Genomic DNA, 11,286 nt, shown 5'->3' with positions numbered 1-11,286 from the left:
TGATGTCCGATGCAATCCATCTGGTTTGTCCCCACTGCGATGCGGTCAACCGCGTCCCGGCCAGTCGACCGCTAATGGAGGCCAAGTGCGGCAAATGTCACGACAAGCTCTTCACGGGCCGCCCCCTGGAACTCACGGAAAAAACCTTCGATCGCCATGCCTCGCGCGCTGGCATCCCGCTAGTGGTCGATTTCTGGGCGCCCTGGTGCGGCCCCTGCAAAATGATGGCGCCAGCCTTTGCTCAAGCGGCGCGGCAACTCGAGCCCCAAGCGCGTCTGGCCAAGGTGAATACAGAAAAAGACCAGCGCCTGGCCATGCGTTTTGGCATTCGGAGCATTCCCACCATGATTGTGTTCCGCCAAGGCCGGGAGCTGGGCCGGACATCCGGTGCGATGGATGCGAGCGGGCTGGAAGGCTGGATCAGGGGAGTGCTTTGAGGGGAGCGGACAATATAGAAAAAGTGGGGGCGGCGGCTTGCCGTGCTGTTTGAAGCCGTGGTCTCGATTTTGAGCTGTATACTTTCGCCGCCGTAGAGTTAATTGATCTGACGAGTCTCGATGTCAAAGTGTCGATGGCGGACCTCTATGAGGATGTGTCTGGTCGATGAGCGTACGCCGGCGCAAATCGTCACCGCCGTGCGCCGGCTTTGCGCGGATCCGGCGCTTGTCCGCGCGCTCACCGAGCGGGGGAGGGCGCTCGCGGAAAGCCAGTTTTCGCGCGAGACCAGTTCTCGCGCGAAAATAGCGTGCTGGCATTCTCTGAGTTGTTCAACAAGCTATGCTAAAACGCGATCTCGAAGAAATCATCGCCAACGGAGAGAATTCCGGCATTGAGTTCAAGCGTGACGATATTCGCCCGGAGCAACTGGCGAAAGAAATCGTCGCCCTGGCGAATGTACAAGGCGGACGCATTCTGCTCGGCGTCGAGGACAACGGTCGAGTCAGCGGTCTGCAACGCGCTGACACCCAGGAGTGGGTTTTGAATGTGTTTCGCGACAAAGTTCACCCGCAAATCATCCCCTTCTATGAAGAGTTGCACTGGAGCGAAACGCAGCGCGTGGGTATCGTCTCCCTCGCGGCCGGGATCTCCAAACCCTATGTACTGCGTCATCAGGGACGGGAGGATATCTACATCCGCATGGGCAACCGCTCCGAGATCGCCTCGCGCGAGCAGCAACTGAGACTTTTTGCAACCGGCGGACTCTTGCACGCGGAAACCCTGCCTGTGGCCGGCACTAGCATCGACCGGCTCGACCTTGACCGGCTCGACTATTACCTGCGTCATATCATCCAGGATCCGGATGTTCCCGAGGACAGCGACCAATGGCAACAGCGCCTGCTCGGCCTTGGCCTGATGGCCGAGGATGGCTGTGGTCATCAAACCGCCTCCATCGCCGGTTTGCTTGGTTTCGGCATCCAGCCACGTCAGGCCATCCGCCAGGCCGGTTTGCGGGTCATGGTCTTCACGGGCACGGAAAAGTCCTACGATGCGCGCCTGGATGTGGTGCTCGACGCCCCTCTGGTCGCGCGCCGCAAAAGATCTGCCAGCGGGGGCAGTCAGCATATTGACGACGGGTTGATCGACAAGCTAGCCGCCACCTTGCGTCCCTTCATCACCGAGGACAGCGCCACCATTGGCGCCGATATGCGCCGAACCACCCACTGGCACTACCCATGGGAAGCCGTGCGCGAACTGGCCATCAACGCCCTGGCCCACCGCGACTGGACGCGCTCAGTTGATATTGAACTCAGTTGCTATGCGGATCGTCTGGAGATTATCAGCCCCGGCGCCCTGCAGAACGCCATGACCATCGAAAAAATCATCGCCGGGCAACGCTCGCCGCGCAATCCCATCATCATGGACATTCTGCGCGACTATGGCTATGTGGAGGCGCGCGGCATGGGGGTGCGCACCAAAGTGATTCCCGCCATGCGGGCGCACAATGGGACAGTGCCTGAATTTGAGTTGACCGAGGATGCGCTGAAGGTGATCCTCTATCGTTCGCGTAGTTCTTATAACAAAACAGGCTGACCGCCAGTGTGGGTTTGCTCTGCAGGGTGACAAAGACTGTGTCCAAACCTAAAGTATGGTGAAGTCCAGGCTTTGCATTTTAACACACGAGACGCAAAAAGATTCACTAATCGATCAAGAGGGGATTTAGGATCCATGATGACCAACCTGGCCCGAGAGCGTCGCATCAGTGTCGATGACTAACTCGCCGCCGAGGATGGCGCCGAGATCCGCTACGAGTACATCGACGGTGAACCTATGCCATGACCGGCGCCAGTCGCCCTTGTGTTCGGTTCGGTCGCGCAAGGTAGGATGCCTGATGTCTGATAATTATGGCTGATTTCTCCGATGGGATTGGCGGCAGCCTGTCGTTCGCCGACCAGTCGCAAGACAAAATCCGCCCAGGCGTTCAGTGCCTCCGCACGCTTGATCAGGTGCGACGCGCGGCTGTAGATGCCGGCGACGCTGCGCCGCGCGTGCTAGGCATGACGCGCCAACACCAGAATCTGATAGGGCTCCAGGATCAACTCTTGGGTGGCGATCAGGGTGCGGCCGGAGTAGAGATCGACCATGGTCTTGCGCATACCCATCTGGCGCAGTCGGCGCGCTTCGAGCGATTGGTCGCGCTCGGTAAAATTCGCCAGCACGAAGACCACCGAGTGCTCGTTGCTGCGCGTAAAGCCAAAAACATGCCGATTGCCGGTGTCCAGCATTTCTGTATCCGGGCGGGTAAAGGCCTGGTTTTGACTGCGCAGTTGCAGCAAGCGTAGCAGGCCCTGATAGACCCGCCCCGGCACGCTGTCGGGATCGCGGCGTTGCTCGGCGCGTTCCCAGTCAAACAGCCCGCGGTGCAGCCAACGTGAGTCGCCGACCTTTTCCGGATCCTGGTCATAGTCGTGGTCGTTCAGGGTGGCGATTTCGTCGCCCAGGTAAATCAGTGGGATGCCGCCGATGGTGATGATGATGCCGTGAATCAGCAGAATGCGGCGAATGGCCAGCCCCAGCTCGGCCTCGTCGCCGATGGCCAGCGCATGCTCCACCCCGGTGAGGGAGGCGCAGGTTCCGGAGACGCGCGCATCGCCGGTGACCGGATCTTCCTGAAAGGGCGCGCCGCGGGCGAAGCTGCCCTGAAACCGTCCGGTGTAGAAGTCGGTCAGGAAGCGCCGGTGCGGTCCGGGGTTGAAATCGCAAGCGGCGACATCGTCATCGGCGAAGGCCCAGCCGATGTCATCATGGCAGCGCACGTAGTTGATCCAGGCGCAGCCAGGCGGAATGCCGAAGCGATGCCCCATGGCGCGTTGCAGCACACGTACATCGCGCGTGGCCAGGGCATCCCACAGCAGGGCCATGAGCTGCGGGTTGTAAGACAGCGGGCATTCATCCTTGCTGACATAACTGCGCACCTCGTCGGGATGCACGATGGCCTCGGATTTAAACACCATGGCCGGCGCGGCAATACTGACCAGGGCATTGAACGCCTGGATAATCCAATGGGCCTCGGGCAGATTCTGGGAGTTGGTGCCGAGCCGCTTCCAAATGAAGGCCACGGCGTCGAGGCGCAGAATTTCCACTCCGCGATTGGCGAGGAAGAGCATTTCCTCGAGCATGCGGTTGAAGACTTCCGGGTTCTCGTAGTTTAGATCCCACTGATAGGTGTGGAAGGTGGTCCAGATCCATTTCTTCAGCCGCGTGCGGTAGGTGAAGGCGCCCGGGTGGTCCTCGCCAAACACCTCCGGCATGTGCTGCTCGTAGAGATCCGGTAGGGTGCGGTCCGGGAACATGCGGTAGTAAGCCTGATAGCGCGCATTGCCGTTCAGTGCCTGCTGTGCCCATTCGTGGTCGTCGCTGGTGTGGTTGAAGACAAAATCCAGTGTCAGGGAAATGCCGTGGTGGCGCAATTCGGTGGCCAGGTCAGCCAGACCGTCCATGGTGCCGAGCGCTGGGTTGACCTCGCGGTAGCTGCTGACCGCGTAGCCACCGTCATTGTCGCCCTCGGGCTCCTTGAAAATGGGCATCAGGTGCAGGTAGGTGATGCCCATCTCGCTTAAGTATGGGATGCGCTCGCGCAGGGCGGCAAGATCGCCGGCAAAGAGATCCACGTAGCACATGGCCCCGACCATGCGGTTGGACTGATACCAGTGCGGATCGGCGCGACGCATGGCATCAAGCGCCTTGAGTTCGGCTGGACGCTCGATCCACATCTCGGTGGCGGAGGACAGAATGCTCTCGAGATGGTAGAAAAAGTCGTAGTAACCGCCGTAGAGCCGGAACAAATGCCGGAACAGGCGCGGAAAATGGCGCTCAAGGCGTTCAAGGTAGCCTTGCCATTCGCCAGCATCGACGGCGGATTGAAAGCGCTGCTCAAGGCGCGGGCGCAAGCGTTGCAAGGACTGATCGGCTTGCTCGGCAAGCCATTGTTCATCGATGTTTTGAGTGGTGCGATCCATGGGAATGCGTCATCAAGCGCAGCTTAATGGCCGCGCTGAAAGAGAAAAACAAATGGGGCCTCCGCGCGGCCTATGGTGTGCGGTTGCCAATCGTGATCTCGCCACGAGGGCGTTGGGCGCGGGTGGCTCCAGTGAGCGACTCAGTGCTCGGTTTCCACCACGGCACCACCGCCGTGGAGATCCTCCACAATGACCAACTTGCCCAGCGTCGGATGGCGTAGCGCGCTGATTTTAAAATGCGTATAAGCCTTCTCGAGAATCCGTGTGCTCTCATCTTTGAGGTCGCGCACAACGGCGGGTTCGGCATCGAAAATGTGCATGAAAAAATACCTAAAGCGACGTCATCAGGGTGCTAGGGATTTGGCCCCGGTGTGCAGTGTCTCGCCTTGCCGAGCCATGGCTGTGGGGTTGTCATGACAGTGTGGTTGATTGCCCGCGACCAGCTGTGTGATGGACATGATAAGTTCGTGACCCGCCGGAATCCAAATGTTTCGGGATATCCCCCGCTGCGAGTCCAGCTACAACGCGGTCATCCTGGCGCCGCTGTCCCTTGGCGGCAACCCGCGACTCGATTGGCTAGAGGGCGGGATTGGCCGCGGGGTCTCAAGGGTTGAGACAGGGCCCATGATGCTCGGCTATGATTGGGGCTTGCGCGTTCGCCTGCGTCGCTCGGTCCGATCATGATGCCGCGCTTGCGTCGCGGCGACGTGCCTGATGACATTTCAGCCCAACCTCAAGGTGCCAAACAACGATGACAATCAAGCTCTCTACCCGGGTTCAGGCGGTCAAACCTTCGGCCACTCTTGCCATCACGGCTCGCGCCAAGGCGTTGCGCGCGGCTGGTCAGGATGTGATTGGCCTTGGCGCCGGTGAGCCGGATTTTGATACCCCGGTCCATATCAAGGAGGCTGCGATCAAGGCCATTCGCGATGGCTTCACCAAGTATACGGCGGTTGATGGCACAGCCGAACTCAAGGCGGCCGTGGTGGCGAAATTTGAGCGCGAGAACGGGCTGCATTTTTCACCAGATCAGATCCTGGTCTCCTGCGGCGGCAAGCAAAGTATCTATAATTTGGCCCAGGCGGTGCTCGATCCAGGCGATGAGGCTATCATTCCAGCCCCTTACTGGGTCTCCTACCCGGACATCGTGCTGCTCGCCGGGGCCGCGCCAGTGTTCGTGAACGCGGGGGCGGAGCAGCGCTTTAAGATCACGCCCGTGCAGTTACGCGCGGCCATGACCGAGCAGACGCGGCTGGTCTTTATCAACAGCCCTTCGAACCCGACCGGCATGGCCTACAGTGCCGATGAGCTCAAGGCGCTTGGCGAGGTGCTGCGTGAGTTTCCGCGCGCGCTTATTGCCACTGATGATATGTATGAGCATATCCGCTGGGATCGCGATCAGGCCTTCGTCAATATTCTGAATGTGTGCCCGGATCTTGAACCCCGCACCTTGGTGCTCAACGGTGTCTCCAAGGCCTACTCCATGACCGGCTGGCGCATCGGTTATGCCGGTGGACCCGAGCCCATCATCAAGGCGATGAAAAAGGTCCAGTCGCAGAGCACCTCCAATCCCACATCCATTTCGCAGGTGGCGGCCCAGGCGGCACTCGAGGGTTCGCAGGAATGTATTCTGGAAATGGTCGCGGCTTTCAAGGAGCGTCATGACCTGGTGGTCGATGCCTTGAATGCCATGCCTGGTATTGAGTGCCTGCCAACCGATGGCACCTTTTATGTGTTTCCACAAGTGCAGGGGCTGATCGATGGCCTGAATTCGGTGAGTAATGATCTTGAACTGGCCGAATACCTGATCGAACAGGCTGGTATTGCCTTGGTACCGGGCTCGGCCTTCGGGCTCAATGGATGCGCGCGCATTTCCATCGCCACCAGTCGCGCGAATCTTGAGCAGGCGATGGAACGCCTGGCCAAGGTGGCTGAGTTGGCGCGGGGCGGCTGAGTCGGCGTGCTTTTGCTGCTTGAATGAGTTTGGCCTGACCTTGGAAACAGGCGCTTGATTCTCCCTGGTGCTGATGTCCCATGCCCCTTAGGTGCGCGTGGACTCTTTCGCCCGTGCCGCGTCTTCCGCCCGCGCTGTTACAGTCCCGTCTAGCAGGCGAATGCTCAGGCAATCGCCTGCCTGGATCTGATGGCGACTCCTGATGAGTTGACCCTCGCAACCGCTCACCAGCGCATAGCCGCGGCCGAGGGTAGCGAGGGGGCTGCGGGCATTCAGGGCGGCGCTAGCCGCTTGCAGGCGCTGGCGCTTGTGTTCGATGAGGCCTTGTCCGGCTGTTCGCAGGCGGCTTCGTAGCCGCTCGAGGCGATTACCCGCGCCTGCAATGGCGCGGGCCGGAGTGGCAAGGGCCAAGCGCTGTCGCAGGCGTTGCAGCCGCTGGCGGCGGCGCTCCAGATCGCGCTCAAGCATCGCGCGCAGGCGCTGTTCGAGTTGATCGAGTCGTTGTGCCTGCTGTTGCAAGCGGTTGCGGGGATGCAGCAGACGCAGATGGCGTTCGCTGTTGGTCAGGCGGCGGCGCATGTGTTGCAGCTGTGCCTGAGTTTTGGCTACCAGCCGACGCTCGAGGGCCAGCAGGCGCTCGCGCACGGCCTGTTGCGCGGGGGTGGCACATTCGGCCGCGGCGGAGGGCGTGGCGGCGCGGCGGTCAGCGGCGAGATCGGCGAGGCTAAAGTCGACTTCGTGGCCGATGCCGGTCAGCACCGGAATGGTGCAGGCGCGTATCGCGCGCACCAGGCCTTCGTCGTTAAAGGCCATGAGATCCTCGAACGAACCCCCGCCGCGCGCCAGAATCAGCAGATCGCAGTCGGCGCGTGCCTTGGCTCGCTCGAGCGCGGCGATAAGGCTTGCAGCCGCGCCTTCCCCCTGGACCTGGGCGGGATAGATCAGCAGGGGGGTGAGGGGCCAGCGCCGTCCCAGTACCGTGAGCAAATCATGCAGTGCGGCGCCGCTGGCCGAGGTGATCAGGCCAATCTGGCACGGAAAGGCCGGCAGCGCGCGTTTGCCGGCCTCATCGAACAGGCCCTCGGCGGCGAGGCGTCGTTTCAGCGCCTCGAGCGCCATGCGCAGGGCGCCTTCGCCGGCCGGTTCCGCGTGCTCGATGATCAGCTGGCATTCGCCGCGCGGCTCGTAGAAGCCGAGCCGCGCGCGCACCAGCAGTTGCTGGCCGTTGGCTGGGGTGACGGCCGCGAGCAGGCGTTTGTTGCGAAACATGACGCAACGCATTTGTGCCGCCTGATCCTTGAGGCTGAAATATAGGTGTCCAGACGCTGGGCGCGCCAGGTTTGAGACTTCACCCCGCACCCATAGCAGGGGAAAACTGCCCTGAAGCACGGCGGACAGCTCGCGGTTCAGGCGCGAGACGCTCCAGATATCGCGGCCAAAGTCAAGAGTGGGCTGTTGGTTGTCGTATGTCATGTCGCATGGGGCTGTGGTTGGTTGCGGCGAGGTCTTAGGCATGCTAAACCAGTTCTTTGCGCATTTGATGCGTTACGCGCCGGCTGTTGCAATGGTTGGCTGGAAGGAGGCGGAGGTCGTGCATGACACCAGAACAAGAGCCAGAACAAGAACAAGAGCAAGAACAGCAAGCAGGCAGTGACGCGGGTTTGGATGCGTCAGCGCTGGGGTGTCCAGCTGCGCATTCGACTCCGACTTTTCCCGCCGATGAAGCGCCCGGGCTCGAATCTGCGCCGAAAACGGAACCGGAACCAGGGCCGGAACCGGAACCGGTACCCCGGCCAATTCGGGTCCTCTTGGTCGATGATCACCTGATGGTCCGCGACGGGCTGGGGGCGCTGCTACGGCGCGATCCCGGTATTAAACTCATCGGCGTGGCCGGCGACGGCGATGAGGCGGTGCGCATGAGCAATGAACTGGAGCCGGATGTGGTGGTGCTCGACGTCTGCATGCCGGGCATGAATGGCATCGAGGCGGCCGGGCGCATTCGTGCCCTGCCAGCCGGCGTTCAGGTGATCGCGCTCTCGGCGCATGCCAATCAGCACTTCGTGCAGCAGATGGCCGCGGCTGGGGCAAGTGGCTTTGTGCAAAAAGACCAATCAGCAGAGGATTTGCTCGCCGCCATTCACCAGGTCGGGGCGGGCAAGCCGTTTTTTCCCTTGGAGCCAGATCCGATCGAGGAGGCTCCCTTCAATCGGCTCTCGACGCGCGAGCGCGCCTTGCTCGACGCCATGGCGCGCAACAGCGCGTCGCGCAATATCGCCGAGGCCATGGGCATTAGCCCCAAAACGGTCGATACCTACCGCCGGCGCATCATGAAGAAGCTGGGCTTCTCCACGCCCGAGGAACTGCTGCGCTATGCCACGGCCCTGGGGGTTAGTTCGGTAGGCTCTGTAACAAGGAATGGCGTATGACGGGCCTTAGGTCTTTGATCCTCTCCCCGCCTGCCTGGTCACTTGGCGCGTCACTCAAAGGGTCGCGAAACCAGTGAATCAGCGGCGACGCATGCACTGACCACTGAGCTTTCAATAGATTGCTGGGCTCGCTGCCCTGAAACAGCAGAAAGCCGTATTTGCCGTAATGGGGCAGCTTGCGCGCAAGTCCGGCGACGGCCGCGACCTGGTCCGCGGCCAGCCAGCCAATCGGCTGAGTCCCGTTCTCCGGCGTTGTCTTGTCAGTGGCACTGAACCCTCGCGTGAGCACTGGGCTGACGTTTGCATGACGGGTGCCGGCCACATTCACCTGGCGCCGGTCGATGGCGAGCTGAAAGTCCGGGCTGCCGGTGCCAAACCGCGGCAGAAAGCGATTCTCCCAGCCAATCAGCCAGACCGGGCCAGGCGGTAACTCGGCGATCTCGGCATCCTCGATGATCCGCCATTGTGCCTGGCCCCGCTGCCAACTCGCGGCCAGTTGCCGATACGCCTCACGCAAGGCATCCGGCGCTTGGGCGGGCAGGATGAGGGTGCCGGCCGGAGCGCCGAACAGACTGCTCAGGCGAATCGGGGTTTCGCCGCGTTCCAGCCAGCGGAAGCTGTCGAACAGCGGATCCAGGGCTAGTCGCAATGGGGCCCTGTCGAGCTTGAAGCGAACCCTCTGCTCGCGTTCGGTGGTGAAATCCATCCAGTGTTCATGGGGTTGACCCTGGATGTCATGCAGGATGACAGGCACTCGCAGCGGGAAGACAGCGGACGCTTGCGTCTGGTGCACCAAGGCAGTGATCCGATAACCGCCGTCGGGGTCTTGTTGCGCTTCAACCTGCCCGAGACTTAGCCGTGGCGCACCCGGACGTCGCACCCAGGCGTTGAAGAAGGCCGCCAGATCCTGTCCGCTCGCCTGCTCGAAGGCATGCCGCAAATCGGCCCAGCTGGCGTGCCGAAACAGATTGTCGGCATAAAAGCGCCGCAGCCCGAGAATGAACGCCTCATCGCCCAGGCGTCGGCGCAGCATGTGAAAGACCATGAGCGACTTGCCATAGCCGATGGCCTGCGAGGCCTGGCTGTGACGGGCGCGAAAATCGGCGAGCGGGCGATCCGAGCCGGTGCGCACATAATCGGCATAGGCCTTGAGCTGGTCACGGCGGTAGTCGCTGCCCTGGCCCGCGAGCGCCTGGTTCAGGTGATCGGCCAGATAGGCGGTCAGGCCCTCGCTCCAGTTGCCCTGGTCCCAGTCGACAAAAACGCCATTGCCCCACCAGTTGTGCAGAATCTCATGTGGGTAAGAACTGTGCAGAATGAAGGGTAGGCGCAGCACGCGCGGCCCCAGCAGGGTAAAGGATGGCATGCCATAGCCGGTTTCCCAGAAGTTCTCGACCAGGGCGAACTTGGCATAGGGATAGGGCCCGATCAGCCTGCTGTAGCGTTGCAGATAATCGCCCGTGGCGGCCAGGTAGCGCTCGGCTAGCTCGGCCAGCTCGGTATCGGCGGTGGCGGCATCGCGCAGCCAGGCCTGGAGATCGACACCCTCGGCCTCCTGGCGGTAGAGTTGAAAGGGCGCGGCGATAAGGTAAATCTCATCCTGCGGCTGGGATTCCCGCCAGTGCGAGCGCGCTGAGCTGTCCCCGGTCTCGTTGTCGCTCTTGTTCTCGCTCTCGTGCGTTTCCGCCTCCATCTGGTCGGGACCCTCGCCTTGGGAGATGGCGTGCCAGCCAGGTGGCAGACTGACGCTGAGCCTGAAGCTTTCCATGCGACCCGCGATGCGCGGATACCAACCGCTGACGCCACTGAGAAAGACACCATCCTCGCCAATGGTGCCGAGTGAACCTTGGCGCGAACGGCCCATGCCCTCGCGCACCTCTTGCAGCTCATGGCGGATGCGGCCCTGATAGCGCAGTTTGATCTCCTCGGCGGGCGCTGGCAGTCGCGCCTGGTAGTCACTCAAATGGCCGCGGGTGGCGATGCGCCTGAGCTGCCCCGGGCCGATGAGTTCGGGCCGCAAATCGCGGTGCAGCGAGAAATGGATCTCGCGCCGGGGCTCTGGCAGGCGGATCTGATCCGTTGCCACGATGCCGGACTCTTGCGGGTCGAGTTGAACCTCCAGCCGGTGGGTGACCAGCGGCAGAGGGGGCTGCGAGGCGGCCTGTGCCAAGGGCGCGGGATGCACCGCGGCGGCCAGTAGCAGCGTCAGGACGGCAAGGGGCGCAAGGTGGCTGATGCGCGGCAAGGACATGATGGTCATGCGATGGCTCTGTAACATGATGGGTGACATGATGGCGATCCTTCCTGACATGGGGGTTGTGCTGGTGGCGGTGCAACCTGATTTTGCTGTGAGGGCATGCTGCAATGCCGTTCTTTTGGCAGGAGCGATCTCTGTGGAACTGGTCGAGATCAATGTCTGATGTTGTCTGACCAGTCTGGATGCAAATTC

At 61.6% G+C, this 11,286-nt stretch carries 10 protein-coding genes; 6 read left to right on the top strand and 4 right to left on the bottom strand.

The features are described 5' to 3' along the window. Positions 1 to 2 precede the first annotated feature (2 nt). Positions 3 to 437, top strand: a complete 435-nt coding sequence (gene trxC / locus Thiowin_RS12945) for a thioredoxin TrxC (protein ID WP_328983423.1) — start codon at positions 3 to 5, stop codon at positions 435 to 437. Positions 438 to 777: 340 nt separating this feature from the next. Continuing rightward, the gene (locus tag Thiowin_RS12940) at positions 778 to 2,031 is read left to right on the top strand and encodes an RNA-binding domain-containing protein (protein WP_328983422.1); all 1,254 of its coding nucleotides are present in this window, start codon (positions 778 to 780) and stop codon (positions 2,029 to 2,031) included. Positions 2,032 to 2,489: 458 nt separating this feature from the next. On the opposite strand, the gene Thiowin_RS12935 is transcribed toward Thiowin_RS12940, so the two are convergent. Further along, on the bottom strand, positions 2,490 to 4,457 hold the full coding sequence (locus Thiowin_RS12935) for an amylosucrase (protein WP_328983421.1): 1,968 nt from the start codon (positions 4,455 to 4,457) through the stop codon (positions 2,490 to 2,492). Positions 4,458 to 4,597: 140 nt separating this feature from the next. Continuing rightward, positions 4,598 to 4,777 carry a hypothetical protein gene (locus Thiowin_RS12930; protein WP_328983420.1) on the bottom strand — a complete coding sequence of 60 codons (180 nt, stop codon included), beginning with the start codon at positions 4,775 to 4,777 and terminating at the stop codon, positions 4,598 to 4,600. A gap of 166 nt (positions 4,778 to 4,943) precedes the next feature. On the opposite strand from Thiowin_RS12930, the gene Thiowin_RS12925 reads away from it, so the two are divergent. Then, on the top strand, positions 4,944 to 5,141 hold the full coding sequence (locus Thiowin_RS12925; RefSeq protein ID WP_328983419.1) for a hypothetical protein: 198 nt from the start codon (positions 4,944 to 4,946) through the stop codon (positions 5,139 to 5,141). A gap of 67 nt (positions 5,142 to 5,208) precedes the next feature. Next, positions 5,209 to 6,411: a pyridoxal phosphate-dependent aminotransferase gene (locus Thiowin_RS12920; protein ID WP_328983418.1), complete on the top strand. Its 1,203-nt coding sequence runs from the start codon at positions 5,209 to 5,211 to the stop codon at positions 6,409 to 6,411. Positions 6,412 to 6,498: 87 nt separating this feature from the next. Here the strand turns inward: Thiowin_RS12920 and xseA are convergent, their stop codons facing one another. After that, complete coding sequence (xseA, locus tag Thiowin_RS12915) at positions 6,499 to 7,884, bottom strand: exodeoxyribonuclease VII large subunit (protein ID WP_328983417.1); 1,386 nt, start codon at positions 7,882 to 7,884, stop codon at positions 6,499 to 6,501. Positions 7,885 to 8,237: 353 nt separating this feature from the next. Here xseA and Thiowin_RS12910 point away from each other — a divergent pair, with 353 nt between their 5' ends. Next, positions 8,238 to 8,837: a response regulator gene (locus tag Thiowin_RS12910; protein ID WP_408034078.1), complete on the top strand. Its 600-nt coding sequence runs from the start codon at positions 8,238 to 8,240 to the stop codon at positions 8,835 to 8,837. Here Thiowin_RS12910 and Thiowin_RS12905 read toward each other — a convergent pair. Then, a complete protein-coding gene (locus Thiowin_RS12905) occupies positions 8,800 to 11,127 on the bottom strand; it encodes a M1 family metallopeptidase (RefSeq protein ID WP_328983415.1) in 2,328 nt (775 codons plus the stop codon). The genes Thiowin_RS12910 and Thiowin_RS12905 overlap by 38 nt on opposite strands. On the opposite strand from Thiowin_RS12905, the gene Thiowin_RS12900 reads away from it, so the two are divergent. Further along, positions 11,126 to 11,257 (top strand): hypothetical protein, encoded by a 132-nt coding sequence (locus Thiowin_RS12900; protein ID WP_328983414.1) that lies wholly within the window; start codon positions 11,126 to 11,128, stop codon positions 11,255 to 11,257. The genes Thiowin_RS12905 and Thiowin_RS12900 overlap by 2 nt on opposite strands. The last annotated feature ends 29 nt before the right edge of the window (positions 11,258 to 11,286 follow it).

The sequence above is a fragment of the Thiorhodovibrio winogradskyi genome, assembly GCF_036208045.1.
Taxonomy (GTDB): Bacteria; Pseudomonadota; Gammaproteobacteria; order Chromatiales; family Chromatiaceae; genus Thiorhodovibrio; species Thiorhodovibrio winogradskyi.
Note: the sequence above shows the minus strand (reverse complement) of the source record. Positions and strands in the feature narration are given on the sequence as shown.